This window comes from Amycolatopsis sp. NPDC043885 (assembly GCF_056435685.1).
The window spans coordinates 21947-43291 of record NZ_JBWKEA010000024.1 but is presented as its reverse complement, the minus strand read 5'-3'; the positions used below and the strand labels follow the sequence as shown (position 1 = coordinate 43291).

At 66.0% G+C, this 21345-nt stretch carries 15 protein-coding genes; 12 read left to right on the top strand and 3 right to left on the bottom strand.

The genetic code is table 11. The features are described 5' to 3' along the window. The first annotated feature begins 4 nt into the window (after window positions 1-4). The 7 genes from purB to AC069I_RS40190 are packed head-to-tail and all read left to right on the top strand — an operon-like array spanning window position 5 to window position 12101. A complete protein-coding gene (gene purB / locus AC069I_RS40220) occupies window positions 5-1309 on the top strand; it encodes an adenylosuccinate lyase (protein ID WP_478228816.1) in 1305 nt (434 codons plus the stop codon). After that, the gene (locus AC069I_RS40215) at window positions 1296-1700 is read left to right on the top strand and encodes a GNAT family N-acetyltransferase (protein ID WP_478228815.1); all 405 of its coding nucleotides are present in this window, start codon (window positions 1296-1298) and stop codon (window positions 1698-1700) included. Before purB ends, AC069I_RS40215 begins: the two co-directional genes overlap by 14 nt. Before the next feature lie 60 nt (window positions 1701-1760). Continuing rightward, entirely contained in the window at window positions 1761-3491 is a 1731-nt protein-coding gene (locus tag AC069I_RS40210; RefSeq protein ID WP_478228814.1) for a hypothetical protein, read from the top strand. Then, window positions 3484-4902, top strand: coding sequence for an amidase (locus AC069I_RS40205; protein ID WP_478267722.1), 1419 nt, complete (start codon window positions 3484-3486; stop codon window positions 4900-4902). The genes AC069I_RS40210 and AC069I_RS40205 overlap by 8 nt, the downstream gene beginning before the upstream one ends. A gap of 9 nt (window positions 4903-4911) precedes the next feature. Then, a complete protein-coding gene (locus AC069I_RS40200) occupies window positions 4912-6465 on the top strand; it encodes a glutamine synthetase family protein (protein ID WP_478228812.1) in 1554 nt (517 codons plus the stop codon). Between the two features lie 42 nt (window positions 6466-6507). Then, window positions 6508-8361 (top strand): asparagine synthase (glutamine-hydrolyzing), encoded by a 1854-nt coding sequence (asnB, locus tag AC069I_RS40195; protein ID WP_478267721.1) that lies wholly within the window; start codon window positions 6508-6510, stop codon window positions 8359-8361. Beyond that, complete coding sequence (locus AC069I_RS40190) at window positions 8361-12101, top strand: non-ribosomal peptide synthetase (RefSeq protein WP_478267720.1); 3741 nt, start codon at window positions 8361-8363, stop codon at window positions 12099-12101. The genes asnB and AC069I_RS40190 overlap by 1 nt, the downstream gene beginning before the upstream one ends. Here AC069I_RS40190 and AC069I_RS40185 read toward each other — a convergent pair. From AC069I_RS40185 to AC069I_RS40175, 3 genes are all read right to left on the bottom strand, one after another. Beyond that, on the bottom strand, window positions 12085-12303 hold the full coding sequence (locus tag AC069I_RS40185) for a ferredoxin (protein ID WP_340681973.1): 219 nt from the start codon (window positions 12301-12303) through the stop codon (window positions 12085-12087). The genes AC069I_RS40190 and AC069I_RS40185 overlap by 17 nt on opposite strands. Further along, on the bottom strand, window positions 12296-13498 hold the full coding sequence (locus tag AC069I_RS40180; RefSeq protein ID WP_340681972.1) for a cytochrome P450: 1203 nt from the start codon (window positions 13496-13498) through the stop codon (window positions 12296-12298). The genes AC069I_RS40185 and AC069I_RS40180 overlap by 8 nt, the downstream gene beginning before the upstream one ends. Before the next feature lie 63 nt (window positions 13499-13561). Continuing rightward, window positions 13562-14743 carry a GNAT family N-acetyltransferase gene (locus AC069I_RS40175; protein WP_478228808.1) on the bottom strand — a complete coding sequence of 394 codons (1182 nt, stop codon included), beginning with the start codon at window positions 14741-14743 and terminating at the stop codon, window positions 13562-13564. 112 nt (window positions 14744-14855) lie between these two features. Here AC069I_RS40175 and AC069I_RS40170 point away from each other — a divergent pair, with 112 nt between their 5' ends. The 5 genes from AC069I_RS40170 (at window position 14856) to ccrA (ending at window position 21344) form a co-directional block, all read left to right on the top strand. Then, window positions 14856-16118 carry an MFS transporter gene (locus tag AC069I_RS40170; RefSeq protein ID WP_478228807.1) on the top strand — a complete coding sequence of 421 codons (1263 nt, stop codon included), beginning with the start codon at window positions 14856-14858 and terminating at the stop codon, window positions 16116-16118. A 317-nt stretch (window positions 16119-16435) separates the two neighbouring features. Further along, a complete protein-coding gene (locus tag AC069I_RS40165) occupies window positions 16436-17782 on the top strand; it encodes a lysine N(6)-hydroxylase/L-ornithine N(5)-oxygenase family protein (protein ID WP_340681969.1) in 1347 nt (448 codons plus the stop codon). A gap of 12 nt (window positions 17783-17794) precedes the next feature. Continuing rightward, complete coding sequence (locus tag AC069I_RS40160; RefSeq protein ID WP_478228806.1) at window positions 17795-18454, top strand: FMN-binding negative transcriptional regulator; 660 nt, start codon at window positions 17795-17797, stop codon at window positions 18452-18454. Further along, window positions 18451-20028 carry an amino acid adenylation domain-containing protein gene (locus tag AC069I_RS40155; RefSeq protein ID WP_478228805.1) on the top strand — a complete coding sequence of 526 codons (1578 nt, stop codon included), beginning with the start codon at window positions 18451-18453 and terminating at the stop codon, window positions 20026-20028. The genes AC069I_RS40160 and AC069I_RS40155 overlap by 4 nt, the downstream gene beginning before the upstream one ends. Before the next feature lie 14 nt (window positions 20029-20042). Beyond that, a complete protein-coding gene (gene ccrA / locus AC069I_RS40150) occupies window positions 20043-21344 on the top strand; it encodes a crotonyl-CoA carboxylase/reductase (RefSeq protein WP_478228804.1) in 1302 nt (433 codons plus the stop codon). Window position 21345 lies beyond the last annotated feature (1 nt).

Sequence of the window (21345 nt, the reverse complement as noted above, 5' to 3'; positions counted from 1 at the left end):
GAGGATGATTCCCCGCTACGTGTTGCCGGCGATGGCCGCCATCTGGTCCGACGAGGCCAAGTATGGCCTGTGGGCGCGTATTGAAGTCCTCGTGGCCGAGGCGATGGCCGAGCAGGGGGCTTTCCCGGCCGCGACACTGCGCCTGATCGCCGAAGCACCGCCGCCCACCCCGGACCGCGTCGCCGAACTGGAACGGACTCGCGATCACGAGATCCTGGCATTTCTCGCCGCGTACACCGAATCCATGCCCGCCGAAGCCGCCCGTTGGGTCCACTACGGCCTGACAAGCTATGACGTGGTCGATACCGGTCTGGGCGCTACGCTGAAGGCCGCCTGTGATCTCGTCCTGGACGCCGGGACGCGCCTGCTCGCCACGCTCGTCGACCGTGCCCTGGAGCATTGGGACACGATGTGCGTGGGTCGCACACACGGGGTCCACGCCGAACCCACCACCTTCGGCCAGAAGCTCGGAGTTCACGCCTTCGCGGTGCACCGGAGCCTGGAGCGTGTCCGGGTGGCTCGCACCGCCGTCGCGGTCGGTACGATTTCCGGCGCGATCGGAACGTACGCGTTCCTCGATCCAGGCGTGGAAACGCACGTATGCGCGTCCTTGGGGCTGGGCTTCGAGCCGATCCCATCCCAGGTCGTGGCCAGAGACCGGCATGCCGAGCTGCTGGCGGCGCTGGCCGTCGCCGGCGCCGTGGTCGAGCAGATCGCCCTGGAGTTCAGACATCTGCAGCGCACCGAGGTCCGCGAGGTGGAGGAGCCCCGAACCTCCGAGTACCAAGGCTCGTCGGCGATGCCGCACAAACGGAACCCGAACACCAGTGAGCGGTTGTGCGGTCTGGCGCGACTGCTGCGGTCCCACGCGAGTGTGGCCTTCGAGAACGTCGCGCTGTGGCACGAGCGCGATCTGGCCCACCAGGCGGCGGAACGCGTGATTCTTCCCGACAGCCTGATGATCACCCATTTCCTCTTCTCTTCGGCCGCCGACGTCATCGCGGGCCTGACCGTACGTTCGGAACGCATGCTGGAGAACATGGAAGCCACGCGGGGCCTGATCTACAGCTCGATGGGCTACCTCGATCTGGTCTCTTCCGGTATGGAGCGCGAACAGGCCTACCGGACTGTCCAGAGTGCCGCCGACTCGGCCTGGTCCGGTACCGCGGATTTCGCACAGGCATTGCGCGAACGGGGTGTCGCACAACCCTTGGACGTCGGGCCGGAAAGGTATCTGGCCAATCGGAGCCACCTCAAAGAACGGCTGCACGACTTGATCAAGGAGACCTCATCGCATGTGGAAATGTGAAATCGAAGACGGCGCGGAACTCGATGTGGAGGAAGTGGCGGCGCTCTACCACGCTTCCACACTCGCCGAACGCCGTCCGACCGACCAACGTGACCGTTTCACCACCATGGTCCGCCAGGCGAACCTGATCGTGACCGCGCGGCTGGACGGCCGCATGATCGGCATCGCCCGATCGTTGACCGACGGAGCGTACGTCACCTACATGTCGGATATCGCGGTCGACGTGGAGTTCCAGCGCCAGGGAGTGGGCCGGAGCCTGATCCGCGCCACCCAGGAGTTCGCGCCGCAAGCCAAGATCGTCCTGCTGTCCGCGCCCGCCGCGGTCGACTACTACCCCCACGTGGGCTTCACCCGGCACGAGTCCGCCTGGGTGCTGAACGCGTTGGGCTGAGTCAGGACGAATCCACGAAAGTCGGAAGAGATCGGTTCGGGGGGGCGAACGGTGACTGGCTTGAGGACAAACGGCTTCGACGCGATCGTGGCAGAGGCCGCCGCGCTGGCGAGGAAGCAGTCGACGGCGTCGGAGGCGGCTCGCGTCGCCGCCACTCTGGATGGACGCATCAACGAGGAGACGGGGATCGCCGCACTCAGTCGCCAGGAGCGGGGTCTTCTGGAAGAGATGGTCCGCTCGGGGATCGGGCTCGAAGGTGATGGAGAGACCGAGGCCGACGACGACAGGACCGACGACGGCTGGTGGCTCTGGCTCACCGCGACAGGCAGGCTGGCGATCCGACAACGTGATGCCGACGCCGGCGAGGGTGCATACCGCATCGGCAAGGGTTGCTGGCCTACCCCTGAATCCCTCGCCACTGCCGATCGCCTGGCGCGCGGAGCGGCCTGGGCCGAGCGATCCGAGTTCGACGATCTCGCTGCGGAGCTGGCACAAGAGCCGCCCGAAGCGGTCGTCGAGCGGCTGAACGCCGTCTCCGACGCGCTGGTCCATCTCGCGCCGGTGCGGATCTACGTCGGCGACCGGACCTATTCGAACTTGGGCAGCCACTCCAACCTCCCGGGGAAGTCGCTGGCCGTCGGTGCGCCGGATTCGGTGTTGACCGAACTGAGCCGGACGGCAGTGGCGGAGTGGCGGGTCGAAGACGCCGTCTTCGTCGCGTGCGCCGCCGCGCTTCTTAAGTCCGGTACGGCGGTTCGGCTGGAAGAGTTCAACAGCCGCCAGCTGACACCGTCCGCTTTGGAGGCGTGGCTTCGGCGGAAAACGTGCAGCTACAGCGGCCTCGAAATCGACTCCGCGGCGGCCATGCCGACCGGCGGAATCCTGGGCAGGCTTGATGATCTGGCGGTCCAGTGTGCGGCCCGGCGGTCGGAATCGATCCGCTCCGGTCAACAGTTCTACCGGTACATCCAGGGCGTCAACCTCTACAAGGAGGAGCGGCCGCTGGTTCCTCGGGTCGGCCCGGCCGACCTTCCCGCCGAGGTGGTCGGGTTCCTGCGCGAAGAGGCGAGCCTGGACGAGACGGCCGACGGTACGTTCCGCGTCCCCGACGACCTGGCACGAGCGCTGGCCGAACCGGCAGGCGACGCTCGTTTCGGCTCGGCTTTCGAGCAACTGCTCCACGGATTGCTCGGCGCCGTCGCCGAGGCGACCGATTCGGATGTGACCATGGCACGCGGACCTCGATGCCTGGACGACCTGGCCGACGGCAGCGACTCACCGGAGCGGGTGCTGCGGCTGACCACGAACGAGAACTACTGCTGCGTCGTGCCCAGCCACCGGTTCCGGGAGAGATTCGCCGATGACCGTGCCTCGTTGATCAAAGCCCTGGCCTCCTACAGCGCAAGGATGCGCTACAACACCTGGCACTACCTTCCGGACTCCATGGGGCTCGGCAGGCATCACCCTGGCAGGGACGACTGGTTCTTCGCGCCTTCGATGCCCGACATCACCACTTGGTCGGACCAGCATCACACCGGCCATGTCACGTTCGGCGTTCGTCACGCGATCCGTGTACCCATCGGAATTCACTTCGACGGCTCCTACCGCCCCGGCCTGTACGACCTGCGGCTCATGCGGGCCGAGGAGCCGCCCTTCGAACTCGCCGATCTGCGCGCGGGGGTCGCGGTCGGCCAGATGCTGACGACGCTCCACCAGGCGATGGCCGCTCATCGCCGTCGGGTCACGGCGTTCGACAACGCGTGGTATCGGGGGTTCCGGTTCGATGACTGACGAGTACCGGTTCTGCGACATGGCCACCCTGCGCGACGCGTTCGCACGAGGCGAGCTGTCGCCGGTCGAGCACGTGGAAACCGTGCTGGCGCGGATCGAGACGGTCGGCGCCAGGCTGGGCGCGTTCATCACGGTGGACCGGAAGGGTGCGATGGCCGCGGCCGAGGCAGCCGCCACCCGGATCCGACACGGCGGTCACACGGCTTGGCGGGAAGCGCCGCTGCTGGGTATTCCGATCTCCGTCAAGGACCTCATCGCGACGAAAGGGCTGCGCACGACCAGAGGTTCCTGGCAGCATCGCGACTGGATTCCGGACTTCGATCCCCCCGTCGTCGAACGGTTGCGAGCGGCGGGAGCGGTGCTCCTCGGAAAGACCGCGACATCCGAGTTCGGCTGGAGCGGTTCGGGCAACAGCTTGCTGGCCGGCCCGGTGCGTAACCCGTGGAACCTCGAACTCACCTCGGGCGGCTCCAGCGGGGGTGCCGCGGCGGCCGTCGCGGCCGGGCTGGGCGCGGGTGCCGTTGGCACCGACGGCGCGGGCTCGGTTCGCATTCCCGCGGCCTTCTGCGGAGTGGTCGGGTTCAAGCCGTCGTTCGGCAGCATTCCCTACGTACCAACAAGTCCGGAGAACCTGTCACATCTGGGACCGCTGACACGCAGTGTTTCCGACACGGCGCTGATGATGTCGGTCATGGCCGGGGCCGACGCCAGGGACGTGTATTCCTACTCCGGTCCGCCCGGCGAATGGGATCTGGGACCAGCCACGGACCGGCCTCTGCGCATCGGCTGGATCCGCTCGTTCGGCCGCCCCGAACCGGAGGTGGCGATCGAACGGATCGCATACGCCGCGGTCGCCGCGCTCGGAGAGGCCGGGCACACGGTACGAGAGATGAGACCCCCTTGCGCCGACCCGTACCACGTTCTCGAAACCATCCTCGCGGCCGCCGAAGCGGCAGGTGCCGGTGAAGAGCCCGTCGAGCACGCCGCACCCGGACGCCTGGAAGTAGCCGACCTCGGCAGGAAACTGTCGGCGGTCGATCTCGCCCGCGCGGAGCGCGATCGGGGGAAGCTGGCCGACGAGATACGGCTGGCCATGGCCGATGTGGACGTGCTGGCGATGCCCACCGTGCCGATCGGCCCGTTCTCCACTGAGCTTCATCAACCTGCCGAAGCCGTCCACAAAGGCCGGCTGTCCTGGCTTTCCTGGACGCCGGCGACCTACCCGTTCAACATCACCGGGCAGCCCGCGGTGTCGGTGCCCGCCGGGTTCACCGAGCGCGGGATCCCGGTGGGAGTGCAACTGGTAGGCCGTTGGCGTGCGGACTCCGCCGTGCTCGCGGTCGCCCGCGACCTGGAACGGATCCGGCCATGGGCAGCAGCCTACGGACGCACCGCCGCAGGTCTGATCTGAGGAGGAACGATGACTGAGGCCAAGCCCGGCGTCGCCGCGGCGTACGCGAACGTCCAGCGTTACGCGGGGTTCAGCACCGGTACGCCCGGGTTCATCGCCCGGCACGGGCTGTGGAGCGAGGCCCAACGCGAGGAGGCCGCCAAGCTCGATACTGTGCTCGACGGGCTGGACCTGGTACGCGTGGTCTACGGCGATCCCCACGGCCTTGTGCGTTCCAAGACCCTGACCGTACCCGCGTTCCGGACTGTCCTCCGAAACGGTATGGACGCGAGCCCCGGCCCCCTCGTATTCGACACCGGTCATGCCGTCGCCATCGACTTCTTCACCGAAGGCGCGGGGATCGGCGTCCCCGAGCTGACCGGGGCCGGAGACTTCGTCCTCGTCCCGGACCCGCACACGTTCCGCGTTCTGCCGCACCAGGAGGCGGCGATCGGTTGGGTCGTCGCGGACGAGTACCTGAGGGACGGCACCCCGCATCCGCTGTCGAGCCGGGCCGTGCTGAAACGGCAGAGCGAGCGGCTGGCCGCCCGCTCGCTCGACCTGGTCGTCGGTTTGGAGATCGAGTGGACACTGACCAGATTCCTGGATGACGGCCGCCCGGAAAGCGCCGGCGGCTTCGGGATCCAGGGCAGTGCACCGTCGGTGGCGGCGGTGAACGCCGGCTACCAGTTCAACCTCGATCTCTACGTCGATCAGCTGCTTCCGGTCATCGCGCCGTTGGCACGTGCCTACCGGGACGTCGATCTCCCGCTGCGGACGATCGAACACGAATCGGGGCCGGGGCAGCTGGAATGCACCTTCAGCCCGATGAGCGGTCTCGCCGCCGCCGACGCGGTGCTGCTGATCCGCAGCCTGACCAAGCAGGTCTGCGCTCGCCTCGGGTACCACGCCTCGTTCATGGCGCTCCCGTCGCTTCCAGGCCTGGACCCGAGTGGCTGGCACCTGCATCAGTCCCTCTATGACTTGGCCCGTGACCGCAACGCCTTCGCAACCGGGAGCGAGGGCGGATTCCTCTCCACGACCGGCAGTCACTATCTCGGAGGACTGCTGGAGCACGCGGAGAGCGCGAGCCTGCTTTGCGTGCCGACGGTCAACGGCTACCGGCGTATGGCCGACCGGTTCAGCCTTTCACCGGACCGTGTGGTCTGGTCCGTGGAGAACAGGGGAACGTTTCTTCGAGTGCTTGGCGGGGAGGGGGACCCGGTGACCCACATCGAGAACAGGATCGGGGAGCCGTGCGCGAATCCCTATCTGTTCATCGCCGCCCAAGCGGCCGCAGGACTCGATGGCATCGATCGCGGATCGGACCCGGGGATGGCGTCCACAGACCCGCACGCCACCGATGCCGCACCTTTACCGGATTCGCTCGCTGCGGCGCTCGAAGCCTTCGAGTCGTCGGAGCTGTTCAAGCAGACGTTGGGCGAACCGCTGTGGCGCGCTCTTCTGCTGCTCAAGCGAAGTGAATGGACGCGCTACCAGAAGTGGGCGGCCGCGGACGGCGTCGAGCACGCCGCCGACCAGGTCACCGACTGGGAACAGCGCGAGTATTTCGAGGTCTACTGAACCGATCGGCGGGCTCTGTGCCCCGTTCCTCCAGGAGTCGACGTGTGTGGAATTGGCGGAATCATCTCCTTCAGCTCGGATCTCGGCGGACGGGATCAGACCGCTGACCGGTTCGCGGCGGCGTTGCACGACCGCGGCCCCGAGTCGGGCGGCCGCTGGTTGGGGCGGCATGCGCTGCTGGTGTTCACCCGGCTCGCGGTCATCGACCCGATCGGCGGTAGCCAGCCGATGGTGGGCGCAGATGCCGAGGACGGTGCGGAACCGGCCGTCCTCGCGTACACCGGGGAGATCTTCAACTTCGTGGACCTGCGCCGGGAGCTGACCGGGCGTGGGCACCGCTTCATCACGGGAAGCGACACCGAGGTCGTGCTCCGTGCCTTCGAGGAATGGGGACCCGCGTGCGCGGAGCGGCTGCGGGGGATGTTCGCGTTCGCGGTCTGGGACGCGGCGAAGGAACAGCTCCACCTCATCCGTGACAGGTTCGGGATCTATCCGCTCCACTACACGCTGACCGACGAAGGATTCGCGTTCGCGTCGGAGCCCAAAGCGCTGTTCCACACCGGACAGGCACGGCCCGTCGTCGACCACGACGGCCTGCGCGAACTTCTCGGCTATACGCCGACCCCCGGCCTCACGGTCTTCCGAGGTGTCAGGGAGGTGATGCCCGGCGAGATCGTGACCTTCGGCCGAGACGGGCTCAGCAGGCGCCATTACTGGCAGCTCCCCGCCCGGGAGCACGCCGAAAGCCTGTCCGAGACCATCCGCACGGTGCGGGAGCTGCTGGAAGACAGCATAAAACGCCAGGTGGTCTCCGATGTACCGCTCGGGGTGATGCTTTCCGGTGGCCTCGACTCCAGCATCGTGTCCACGCTCGTGGACCGTGAGGTCGGCGCGGGGGCCGGTGGTGACCGGTTGCGCACCTTCTCGATGGAGTACGGCTACAACCTCGCACACTTCCGTCGCAACGAGATGCACGAGTCCCCGGACAGTCCTCACGTGGCGACGATGGTCGAGCGCCTCGGCACCGACCACAGCGAACTGCTGGTGACCACCGACGACCTGATGGATCCGCTGGAACAGCTGGCCGTGGTGAGCGGGATGGACCGGCCGGTCGTAGGCCTGGACACGCATGTCGCGTTCCGCCGGCTGGCGGCCCGGATGCAGCCGACCGCGACGGTGGCGCTGTGCGGCGACGGCGCGGACGAGTTGTTCGGCGGCTACGTCTGGTTCCAGGATCCCTGGTATGTCCGGGCCAAGACCTTTCCCTGGATCGGGCCTTTCCACGGAATGGAGATGTACTCGGGGCTCGTCGATCGGCAGCTCTACCAGGAGCTCGATCTGCCCGGCTACATCGACCAGCGCTATCAGGAGGCGATCGCGGAGACCCCGCTCACCGGAACGGAAACCGCCGAGGAACGGCGGATGCGGGAGATCACCTATCTCAATCTCACCAGGTATCTACGGACGGTTCTGGATCGACGAGACCGCATGGGCCAGGCCGGCCCGTTGGAAGGACGTGTGCCTTTCTGCGATCACCTCCTCGTCGAGTACGTCTACAACATCCCCTGGGCCATGAAGAATCTGGACGGCAGGGAAAAGGGCCTGCTGCGCGCCGCGGTGACCGACCTGCTGCCGGAAAGTATCCTGTGGCGCGGCAAGTCTCCTTTTCCGACGGCGCAGGATCCGGCCTATCGCCAATCCTTGCGCAAACAGCTCCAAGTGATCAGCGAGGACAAGGCCAGCGGTATCGCCGGCTTGCTGGACGCCAAGCGGGTCGAGGCGGTGCTGTCGGATCCGTCCGAGGGGCTTGGCGCGGGCGTGAACCGGCTGAGTATCGAAGCCGCCATCCAGCTCTATTACTGGACCACGGACTGTGGCGTCGAGTTGGACTTCTGATGCTGTCTCATTCCCAAGAACAACTGTGGTTCCTTCACCGGATGGAGCCGTCGGCCGCCTACACCGTTCCGATCGCCTACGACGTCATCGGAGCGCTGGACGTCGAGGTACTGCGTGAAGCACTGGGAACGCTGGTCGAACGCCACGAGATCCTGCGCACGGAGTACGTGGACGTCGACGGCATCCCCACAGCCCGGGTACGGCCTCCGACGCCACTTGCGTGCCCGCTGGTGGAACTGACGTCGGGCGAGCCGGAGCTGCGGGAAGCCTTGCGCGCGGAGTGTTTCCGGCCGCTCGATCTCGGCGGACCGCACCGCTTGCGGGTCACCCTCTATCGCTTGAGCGCCGGGCATCATGTGCTGCTCCTGATGTTTCATCACATTGTGGCCGATGGCTGGTCGGTGCAGCTGATGGTCGAGGAGATCGGACGGCACTACCGGGCCGGGGGAAAGGACACCTCGGCGATCGAGCCGCCGCAGTTCGCCGACCACGTCCGGACGGAGCGCGCCTCCGGAAGCGAGGAGGCGATCGGCGAGCATCTCGCATACTGGCAGAAGCGGCTCGCAGGCCTCGAAGACGTGGAACTGCCCGCGGACCGGCCTCGGCCGATCACCGCGGGGGCACATCACGGCGAACTGCTTCGACGCGAACTGCGGCCGGGGCTCATGGCCGACGTCGAGGATCTGGCGGTGCGTGAGCAGGTATCGCCGTTCATGGTGATCCTCGCCGCCTTCGCCTGGACGCTGAGCCGCACGACCGGCAGTACCGACATCCCGATCGGTGTGCCGACCTCAAGCCGGGCGAGTGCCGAGTCGTTCGACACCGTCGGCCTGTTCGTGAACATGCTCGCCGTCCGCAACCGGATCGACGAGACCTTGCCCTTCGCCGAATTCCTCCGGCAGACACGGGACGCCCTTCTCGCCGATCTCGGCCACCGCGAGGTCCCGTTCAGCCAGGTTGTCGAGGTGGTCGGCCCGCCGCGTCATCGAGGTGCGAACCCGTTGTTCCAGACAGCGCTCGGCTTCGAGCGCGGAACACCGGACCAGATTCTGGCGCCCGGGGTGGTCTTGCGGCCAAGAGACAGCCGGGAGATCGCGACCGGGCAGGTGAAGTTCGATCTCGACATCCAGGTGTCGGCGGCCGGAGACGGTTCGCTTCTCTATGTGGAGTACTCCAGCGATTTGTTCGACCGATGGCGGATCGAACAGCTCCTGGACCACTTCGAACACGTCGTGACGATGGTGGTCGCCAAACCGCGGAGCCCCTTGCGGGAGATCACGCTGACGGACCCCGCGACTCGAAAAGAGCTCATCAAATCTCTGACCGGCCCGGAGCGGCCGGTGCCCACGGTGGACCTGCACGACTCCTTCGCACATTGGGTGCACGTAGCACCATCGCGGATCGCAGCCGAGTGTCCGGACGGCACCTTCACCTACGCCGAGCTCGACATCAGGGCGAACGCCGTCGCCGGGAAACTGCGGCACGCCGGCGTCGAGCCGGGGGACCGGGTGGCCGTCAAGGCCGATCGCGGGGTAGCGCTCTTGGCCGCTGTCCTCGGCGTTCTCAAAACCGGAGCCGCCTACTTGCCGGTGGATCCGGAAGCGCCTCGGCAACGGGTGGACAAGCAGTTCGCCGACTCAGGTGTCCGAGTCATGGTGGATGGCACGGAGGTGCGCGCGGTCGGCGCGGGGGATATACGCAGTCCGTCCGGAAAGGACCGGCGCCGTCCCGCCTACGTCCTCTACACCTCCGGTTCGACCGGACGTCCCAAAGGCGTACTGGTGTCCCACGAGGCCGCAGCCGACTTCGTGCGCCAGTACGGCGACTGTTTCGACATCGGTGAAGGAACCAGGGTCCTCCAGTTCTCGAACCTCACCTTCGACGTCTCGGTCCTGGAAATCTTCACCGCCCTGTGCCGCGGCGGGACCGTGTGCATGCCTTCTCTCGAAGTGATCCGCGCACCAGACGATCTCTCCGACTACCTGCAGAACGCGCGCATCGACGTGGCGGTCCTGCCACCGACCTTCGTGGACCTCGTGCCACTCCGGCCCGACCTGCCGCTCCGGTTGCTCGACATCGGTGGCGAGGCGTTCCCCGCTGAACTCGCGGCTCGCTGGGCGGCGCGGGGACGGGAGGTGGTGGTCAGTTACGGGCCCACGGAGGCGACCGTCATCATGGCCTGGCATCGCTGCGGGCCGGACGAGGTCGATCCCCTGCCTTTCGGGCGACCGCGGGCCAATTCCCACGCTTACGTGGTCGACGCCTTCGGAGACTTGGCCCCGGTCGGGGTCCCGGGCGAGCTGTGGATCGGGGGAGTGAGTGTGGCCGAAGGCTACGAAAACGCCCCGGAGGCCACCCGTGAGGCTTTCGTGCCGGATCCGTTCGTCCCCGGTCGCGGGACGGTCTATCGGACGGGAGATCGGTGCGTTCTGGGTCGCGACGGTGAGCTGACCTTTCGCGGCCGGCTCGACAGTCAGGTCAAGATCCGCGGATTCCGGGTGGAGCTCGGGGAGGTCGAAACGGTTCTCGCCGGCCATCCTGACGTGCAGCAGGTGGTGGTTCACCTGGTGGGTTCCGGCGCCGATGCCCGGGTCGCGGCCTGGGTGGTGCCCGCTCCAGGCGGTAGCTGTGACCCTGCCCGGCTGCGGCAATGGCTCGGCGAGTCGCTTCCCCACTACATGGTGCCGAGCTCGGTCGACGTGATCGACGCCATCCCCTTGACCCCGCACGGGAAGGTCGACCGGTCCGCGCTCCCGTCACCGGGCGCATCCGCCGGTTCCCCGATGGCTCAGCCGCGGACAACCGCGGAACGGCACGTCGCCGAGGCGTTCGCCGCGACACTGGGCATCGAACAGGTCGGGATCCACGACGGTTTCTTCGAACTCGGCGGCACCTCGCTCCGGATCGTGCGCCTGCTGGCCGAGCTCAGGCGCCGGCTGGGGATCTCCTTGCCCGTGGGCGACGTTTACGCCGCTTCGACCGTCGCGGAGCTCGCGGACCGGGTGGCGGTCGCGCCCCAGCAGGCGCTCCCGGCACAGATTTCCGCCCTGACCAGTAGCGCTCGGCTCGACCGCGAGGCGGCACCGGTGTTCTTGATTCACCCGAGTTCAGGCTCGGCGCTCTGCTACGCCCCGCTCGCGCAAAAGGCCGGCTCGAGATTCCAGTGCTGGGGGATCGGAGCGGAGGAACGGCCGGGAGGACCTCTTCCGACGTCCGTGACTTCCATGGCGGACCAGTACGCGGACTTGATCACCCGGTTCTGCGCCGACCGACCGGTGTACATCGCGGGATGGTCCTTCGGCGGGATCATCGCGCAGGCCGTGGCCCACCGGCTGCGGCAGCGGCAGCAACACGAAATCGCCGGACTCGTTCTCGTCGACGCCGTCCTGCCAGACGGCTCACTCCCCGATGAGAAAAGACTCGCGAGCGATTTCCGTGCTGAGATCGCGCTGACGCTCGACAACCGTGACGTGAGCGAGTCTCCGGAACTACGGCATCGGCGCCGGCTCTACTCGGCGATCGTGCGTGCGGTCCACCGCCACCGGCCTGCCCCGGTCGATGTACGGACACTGCTCGTGTCGGCATCGGAAACCGTTGTACCCACGAGGAAGTGGACTGAATTCCTCACCGGGGCAGTGATCGAGGAAACGCTTTCCAGCGATCACTTCGGCCTGGTGACGGGACCCGCTGTCGGTCGGCTGACCGCTCTGATGACGGACTTCGTCACGGAGTCTCGCTGACGTTCAGCCGAATCGCGCCGGACGGGCAGTTGTAGGCCGCCGCCTGCGTCACTTCGTGCAACTCGGCTCCCGGCGTGGCCACCCTGACGATGACGGTTCCGTCGTCTTCCCGTTGCGTGAACACCGCCGGAGCCGTCAGGGCACAGACTCCCGTGCCCATACAGACATCGACGTCCGTCTCGATCTTCAACTGGTCAGGCATCCCACTCCACCGGCAATGATTTGACCCCGTACACACCCATGTCGTGCCGCATCGCGATCTCCTCCGGCGGAAGGGTCACCCTCAGGCCGGGAAGCCGCCGGAGCAGTACGGAGTAGCCGATCCGCAACTCCGCGCGCGCCAGCTGCTGGCCGATGCACTGGTGGATGCCGTGACCGAAGCCGACGTGACCGGTCGTCGTGCGCCGCAGGTCCAGTCGGTCGGGGTCGTCGAACCTCAGCGGATCACGGTTCGCGGCGGGAAGCGACACCAGCACCACTTCGCCCCGTTTGACCTGCACGCCTTCCAATTCGACGTCCTCCAGCGCGCCGCGGAACGGGCCGATGTGGATGATGGTCTGGTAGCGCACCAACTCTTCGATCGCGTTTTCCAGCAGCGTCATGTCATCGAGCAACAGGGCGAGCTGGTCGGGGTTCTGCAAAAGCGCATGGATGCCGAGCGCGATCATGTTCGCGGTCGACTCCAGGCCGGCGACGATGAGCGTCACCCCTGCCCCGGTCAGTTCCTCGTCGGTGAGGTCGCTTTCGGTCAAACCACTCAGCAGATCCTCGCCCGGATCGGCCCGCTTGGCGGCGACCAGTTTGCGGACGTAGTCATGGATGTACGCCCAGGCATGGCCGGAGCCCGTGCTGGTCGACTTCATGTCGACCAGCACGTTCGTCCGTTCGAGGAAAGCCTCGCGGTCTTCCAGCGGCACACCGATCAACTCGCAGATCATCTGCGACGGGATCGGCACCGCGAAATCGCGTTGGAGATCGGCGGGAGGCCCGACCCGGAGCATCTCGTCCACACAGGCGTCGGCGATCTCAGTGATCCTCGGCTCGAGCGTCGCCATGCGCCGTACCGTGAACTGCCCGGCGAGGAGACGGCGATAGCGCGTGTACTCCGGCGGGTCCAGACGACTGAACATCCCCGGCAGCGTCGGCACGTGCCGTGTCTGTGTCCGCGCGCGTTCGACCGGCCAGTGCCGGAATTCGTTGCGGTTGCTGAACCGTGGATCCGCGAGAACGGTCCGGGCCAGCGCATGGTTGGTCACCAGCCAGCCGCGGTGGCCATCGGGGAATATCAGCCGCGAAAGGGGTGCTTGCTCCCTGAGCTCGCTGAGCTCGTCGGGCGGATCGAAGGGGCAGGAGCGCGTCATCGGAAGACCGTGGATTTCCGGGATCATCTCCACCATGAAACAAACGTAGCCGGGATCCGATCGATCGCCAAGGGATTCGTTATCGAACCGGGCGTCCGATCAATCGGCGCCGGGAAGCGGCGCCTGGGGACTCCACTTCGCGGTGAGGAACTCCGTCGCTCGCTCGCCGTTCTCCTCCTGGAACTCGTCGAAGCTCTGGCGGTTGTGTTCGCGAACGGCGGCCGACCAACCACTTGCTCCTTCGGATGACGGTTCGACCAGTGCCCACTTCGGCTCGATCGTCATTCCTCGCGACACTTTGGCGTGCAGCGCTTTGATCCCGAAGTCGATCGTCGTCGCCCCTCGTGCCAGCGCACATTCGATGGGCAGGTAATAGCCGAGGTTGAAATAGAGCGCCGTCCTTCGCGCCACCTCGTAGTCCAAGCCCAGCCACGGGACCACCCATTGCGACCCGTTCACGAATCCGCTCACCGCGCCGACCAGGCGCCCTTCGTCGCGGCAGGTGAGGACCAAGGTGTCCTCGCCGAAGCATCGCGCTTGCGCCTCCAGGTTCTGGCGGAGCCCTGCCGGGTCGGCCGGGGGATAGCCATGTTGGCGGTAGGTGAATTCGAAAAGCGCGGCGATCTCGTCGAAATCATCCGGTAAAGTGGCGGGGCCCCACACGAGCCCACTGTTTTCGAAGATGCGGCGTTCTCGGCCGATTTCCTGGCGCCGCCGCTTCGGGAGAGTGTGGAGGTACCCCTCGAAAGTCGTGGCCGGGAGATCCAGCGTGGCGACGGTGTTCAGCAGTCCGACCGACGGGTGCCCATACCCCGCCTCGGAGAGTTCGGTGAGCCGCGCCTGTGGCACGCAGAGGAAAGCGGTGTACTCGGCTCCCAGAGAAGTCGCGAACTCCCGGAAGGTCTCGACCATGGTCCGAGCAAGTGAGGCTCGCTCCCCGGCGGACACATCGGGCCGGATGAGCAATCCATCGTTGTGATATCCGTAGGCCGTCCCACCCAGAACCGCGAATCCCGACGGCGACGCGGCTTCCGAGTGGATGACCTTGGTCAGTGTGAAGGGCGACGGTGTCTCGTCCGGCCCACCGGAGTAAGTCGGCAGGGCCGCGATCAACTTGCCGTCCTCGTCGTGCCACAGCAGATACGCGATTTTCGTGGTGAGCCGGTCTTCGAGAAACCGCTGCCAGCGGTGACAAGCGAAAAGCGAGGAGCCTTCGGCCACGGCGTCCCACTCGGCCGGCGGGATCTCGTCGATCGAGTCCGCCGTGACCCAGGTGGTCATCGGTGCGGCTGTTCTCTCATTGCTCGGGTTCACAAGCGGCCTTTCACGGAAACGGAGATCGAGGAGTCGAAGGCTGCGCGTCGACGACTACCATCCGATACATTGTCATACCGTGCCGGTCCGGATGTCTCCAGAGCCCTTGCAAGAGGAACCCAACCCTCACCGCACTCGCAGCCTGAACCTGTGGTTGTCCGGCGTGAGTCTGTCGCTGTTCGGCGATAGCGCACTTTGGCTGGTAGCGGCCCTTTGGGTGAAGAGTTTGACCGGCAGCGACGGCGCGGCGGGTATGACCTTCCTGGCTTATCTCGCCCCAGGTATCATTGCGCCGCTGTTCGGAGTGGTCGTCGATCGGGTGCGGCGCAAGCGGCTCGTGTTGACGATCAACCTCGTGCTCGCTCCCGTCACGTGTCTGGTGCTGTTCGCCACCACGAGTTCGGACGTGTGGATCATCTACACGGTGCTGGTGATCACCGGGTTCGGGACGAGTCTGCACAACGCCGCGGGTGGCGCGTTGCTCCCGAGGATCGCCGGACCGAAGGGGATCGGCCGGGCGAACGCGAAACTGCGCACCCTGAAAGAGATCAGTCGTTTGTTCGCGCCGGTCGTCGGCACCGCGCTTTTCGCCGCGTCGAGCGTGGAAGCGGTGGTGGTGATCAACGCCGCGACCTATCTGGTCGCCGCGGTGTGCGTTTGGCTGGTGGACGTCGATGACCCCAAGCCACAGTACGAGCGTGGTGAGCCTCTCGTGCGCCAGATGACCGCCGGCGCGCGATTCCTGTGGCAGTGCGCCCCACTTCGGGAGACCGCTTTCACGCTGGTGGGCGTGCTCGCCGTCTTCGGGTTGATCCAGCCGACCGTGTTCGCCCTTGTGTCGAACGGCCTGCAGCTCTCTGTCACTTTTGTGGGCGTACTGAGCAGTTGTCAAGCGGTCGGCGCCATCGTCGGCGGAATGGTCACCGTCCGAATGGTCGACCGGCTTGGTGCCCGTCGGCTGCTTCTCTGCGGGCTGCTCCTATACATCGCAGGACACGCCGCACTCCTGATACCGGTCCCGATCAGCGCGATCGCGGGATTCGTCGTGATCGGTGGCGGAATCGCCCCGGTGATCGTGGGTTTCTACACGCAGGTGCAGCATCTCGCCCCAGACAGGATGCTCGGCAGGGTGTCCGCGGTCGCCGATTCACTCATCAGCCTGCCACAGGCCGGATTCATCGCGCTCGGCTCCTTGACGATCGGGACGATCGGACACGGGCCGATGCTGATCTTCATGGTGACGGTGCTGGTGTTCTCGACGCTGTACTACCTTTCCCGGCTCAGGGCGACACCGACGCCGGAAGTCCTGGCACCGCAACCTGCTCGTATGGCAAAGCCGTGAGGACCGGACACCGGATTCACCGTGCCCGCTCCCGGCCTTCGCAATCGGAATGTTTGCGCACCACGTATTCGCACGGCAGTATGGGGCATCGTGGAGACGGACGAACCCTGATGGGTCGCTCCTCCTTTCACGGGAACGGCTGATTCGCAATGGGGGAATAGATGCTATGTGCCATCGCCTGTAGACGCTTCGATCCCGTAGCCCCGAGGCCGTCGGTCTCTGCCACCGTCTCCGGTAGCCCTCGCCGCAGTCCCGGTAGACCCGGCTGGTTGGCGTAGTTCGACTGCTGCCGTGACGAAACGACGGAGGGATCACCGATGGCGTACGAGTCAGAGGCGGACGATACGGCGGACGTCGTGGGCGTGGGTTTCGGTCCGGCGAACCTGGCACTCGCCATAGCCCTCAGGGAACGGGCATCGGCCGAGTCCGCCGCGGCCGTCTTCAAAGCGCGCTTCTTCGAGAAGCAGCAAGAGTTCGGCTGGCATCGCGGCATGCTGATCGACGGCGCGACGATGCAGGTGTCATTCCTCAAGGACTTGGTCACGCCGCGCAATCCGACGAGCCGGTTCGGATTCTTGTCCTACTTGCACGCCAAAGGCCGTTTCGCCACGTTTCTCAACCGCAAGTCCTTCTATCCACTTCGTACCGAGTTCCACGACTATCTGGCTTGGGCGGCCGATCAGCTCGCCGACGATGTCGACTATGGCAGTGAGGTCGTCGAAATACGACCGGTCACGGATGCTCGCGGCACCACGGCCGCCGTCGACGTGGTCGTCCGCGGACAAGGTGCGCTGTCGACCGTGCGGACGCGAGCCATCGCCGTCGCGTCCGGGCTCGAGCCGGTCCTTCCCGCGGGTATCGAGGCGGGGGACCGGATATGGCACAGCTCGGACTTGCTCTACCAGGCGGAGAAGGCGGCAACAGGGACACCTGCCCGTTTCGTCGTGGTCGGCGCCGGGCAGAGCGCCGCGGAAGTGGTCGGCTATCTGCACGAACGTTTCCCGCAGGCGGAGGTGCACGCGGTGTTCGCGCGGTACGGCTTCAGCGTCGCAGACGACAGTTCGTTCACCAACGAGGTCTTCGACCCGGTCGCCGTCGACCGGTATTTCACTTCTCCGCCGGACGTGAAGGCGATGCTGCTCGACTACCATTCCAACACCAATTACGCGGTCGTCGATGACGACACCATACGAGACCTGTATGACCGTGTGTACCGGGAAAGCCTCAGCGGGGTCCGGCGTCTGCACGTCCACAATGTGTCCCGGGTGCGCGGTCAAGAGGTCGGTACCGACGACGTGAACGTCCGGCTCGAGTTCCTGCCGACCGGCGATGTCACGGCGGTCCGGGCCGACGCTATCGTCTACGCGACCGGCTACCGCCCCGGTGATCCGCTGCGATTGCTCGGCGAGCTCGGAACGCGATGCCTGCGCGACGAGCGCGGGAACATCCAGGTGGGGCGCGATTACCGGGTCCGGACGACGGACGACGTGAAAGTCGACATCTTCCTGCAAGGTTCCACCGAACACAGTCACGGCATCTCGTCCAGTCTTCTTTCCAATGTGGCGGTACGAGCTGGGGAGATCGCCGATGCGCTGGAGGCGTCCGGAAGACCCGCCCGGCATCCCCGTAATCGATCGTCGAGTGTGTCTCTGACTGAACACTGAAGGAGTGATCCGGTGTTCGTTCCCGAGCTCTATCAAGTACGCGACGAGACGTGGCTGCGCGACGTCATGCGGGACCATCCGCTGGCGACGCTCAACACCAATGGGGCGGACGTTCCCTATTCCACGCATCTCCCGGCTCTGCTCGCGCCCGCCATTCCGGACGATGCGCCGCTGGTCGGCTCGGAAGTGATCGGTCACCTGAATCGGGCCAACCCCCATTGGCGATCCCTTTCCGACGGGATGCGGGCCCTGCTGGTGTTCCAGGGGCCGGGCGCCTACGTGACTCCGGCGACGTATGGCCTGGACCCGGCGGCCCCCACCTGGGATTTCGTCTCCATCCACCTTCATGGCCGGCTCCGTCTCGTACAGGACCGCGAGGAGACATTCGAAGTCATCCTGGCGACCGTGAAACAGCTGGAGAGCACGCAAGGCGAAGAGTGGGATCCGACGTCATCGCTGGAATACTTCCGGCGGATTCTGCCGGGGGTCGGGGCGTTCCGCCTGGAGATCGAGGGTGTCGACGCGATGTTCAAGCTCAGCCAGGAGATGCCCGCCGAGATGCGGGAACTGGTGATCCGGCATTTCGAAGACCGTGAGGGAAACCGTCGGAAGTTGGGGCGCCTGATGCGCGAGCACGGACACTGTGCGGTGAGCCAGGAGGCGGGGGCATGACGGACGCCGGTCTCCCGGTCTCCCTGTGGGGTGGCGACTCGAATCCGACCTGCCTCATCACTGCGTTGCTGCGGACAGCCGCCCGGCAGCCGCAAGCGATCGCGGTCGTCGACGGCGAGGACCGGTTCACCTACGCGGAACTCCTGCGATGGGCCCAGAGCCTCGCCGCTCTGCTCGACGAGCAAGGCGTCGCCACAGGAGACCCTGTCGCCGTCACGGGCGAGCGTGGTGCGCCCACCATCGCGGCGATGCTGGCGACGGGGCTGCTTGGAGCCGTCTATGTACCTCTCGATCCCGCCTATCCGGAGTTGCGGCTGAAGTACATGCTCCAGGACAGCGGCGCCAAGGTGCTGCTCCACAGTGGACCGGACCCGGCCTTGAGCGATTCGCCGGTACCGCTCCCGATCCCCGCTTTCGACTCGCTTTCCGTCGCCGACGAAGTGGTCGTCTTCCAGCCGCCCGCCACCTGCGACCCGGATACCGCCTTCTACATCATCTATACCTCGGGCTCAACCGGCTGGCCCAAGGGTGTCGCGATCCCGCATGGCTGCCTGGACAACATGGTGGAGTGGCAGGCTTCGCACTCACCGCGTCGGGACCTGCGCACCGCTCAGTTCGCCCCGCTCAATTTCGATGTCTACTTCCAGGAGGTACTTGGCACACTTCGCGGTGGCGGCACAGTGGTCGTCGTGCCGGAACGGCTGCGCCGTGACCCGGTCGGTCTGCTCGCTTGGCTGATGGAACACCGCGTCGAGCGGATGTTCCTGCCTTACGTGGCCCTGCAGATGCTGGCGATCGTGGCGGAGGCGACACCTGATCTGGCCGGGATCCAGCTGGTCGAAGTTAATACCGCGGGCGAGCAACTGGTGGCCACCAAGCAGATCCGTGCGATGTTCCGACGGCTGCCCGGTGCCCGGTTGGTCAACCATTACGGCCAGAGCGAGTCCGCGATGGTGTCGTCGCACATCCTGCCCGCCGATCCCGACGAATGGCCTGCTCTGCCACCGATCGGTGTTCCCTTGCCGGGCTGTGAGCTGCTGATCGATCCGGAGGACGAAGAATTGCCGGACGTCGGTGAGTTGCTCGTAGCCGGATCACCGGTTTCCCTGGGCTACACACACCGGCCGGAACTCAACGCGGAACGCTTCGTCACCGTCGCCCCCACGCCTCATGGCCACACACGGGTCTTCCGCACAGGCGACCTGGTGCGCATCCAGGACGGTGTCGTGCAGTTCATGTCCCGTCTGGACAGCGACGTCAAGATCCGCGGGTACCGCGTGAACCTGACGGAGATCGACGTCCATCTGCTGAGCAGGCCCGGCGTCGAGGCCGCGGCCTGTGTAGTCGTCGAGGCGAGTACCGGTACGCGAACCCTGCGGGCAGCCGTCACCGCGTCGGAGGAAGGTCCGCCACCGGACTGGCACGCCATTTCCCCCTATCTGAGCGAAGTGCTTCCCGAGGCATCGCTGCCTTTGTCGCTGACTGTTCTGCCCTATCTGCCTCGTACGCCGAGCGGGAAGACAGACCGCGACGCGGTCGCCGCGCTCATTGTCGAAGACATCCGAAACCGATGAGATTGGATGGGAACTTGGACGCTCTCGCCGAAGCTGTAGTCAAAGGTGCGCCCAGGGAGGATTTGGAACGCATACCGGTGCCTGACGAATTCGTCGCGGTCCACACACGCACCGAAGACGTCGGTATGTTCCAAGGTGTCGAGGACAAGGATGTCCGGCGCTCGTTGCGAATCGGTCCGGTGCCGATGCCGGCGTTGGCGGCGGACGAGGTCCTCATCGCGGTCATGGCCAGCGGTATCAACTACAACACCGTGTGGTCGGCGACCTTTGATCCCGTCCCGACATTCGCCTTCCTCAAGTATTTCGGACGGCAGGGTGGCGACGCGGCTCGTCACGACCAGCGGTTCCATGTACTGGGCTCGGACGCGGCAGGCGTCGTGGTGCGTGCCGGCTCCGGCGTTCGCCGCTGGGCCGTCGGCGATCATGTCGTGGTCGCGACGGCGCATGTCGACCATGAGGAGCCATCGACGCACGGAGACAGCATGCTCGGCGGCGAGCAACGCGCTTGGGGTTTCGAGACGAATTTCGGCGGTCTGGCGCAGTACGCGGTGGTCCGGGCGAGTCAACTGCTGGCGAAGCCCCCTCATCTGACCTGGGAGGAGGCCGCCGCCAGTCCGCTGTGTGCGGGTACCGCTTATCGCATGCTGGTCGGTGAGCACGGGGCGCGCATCAAGCAGGGCGATGTCGTCTTGATCTGGGGCGCGGCCGGCGGGCTCGGCGTGTACGCGGCACAGTTCGTCCGGAACGGTGGTGGCATCGCGGTCGGTGTGGTCAGCTCGGAAGAGCGCGCGGAAAGTGCTCGGTTGATGGGCTGCGAGCACGTCATCAACCGGCGCGAACTCGACCTCGAAGATCCGGTGACAGGTGGAAAACAACTCGGCAAGAGAATCCGGAAAGCGGTCGGTGACGATCCGCACGTCGTCTTCGAGCATGTGGGGCGCGAAACGTTCGGCCTTTCGGTTTTCGTCGCCGGGCGTGGCGGGACGATCGTGACTTGCGGATCGAGTACCGGTTTTCAGCACGAGTTCGACAATCGCTATTTGTGGATGCGCCTCAAGCGGGTGATCGGCAGCCATGGGGCGAATCTCCAAGAGCAATGGGAGGTCAACCGGCTCATCACCCTCGGACGCGTCAAATCAGCCCTTTCGGTCGTCTACCCCTTGGCCGAAGCCGCCGAAGCAGCACGGCTGGTGCAAGAGAACCTTCATCTCGGGAAGGTCGGTGTGCTCGCGCTGGCTCCCGAAGAAGGACTCGGCGTGACCGATCCGGTGATGCGCGAAAAACTCGGTGCGGACATCGCGCCGTTGATGGCCTGAA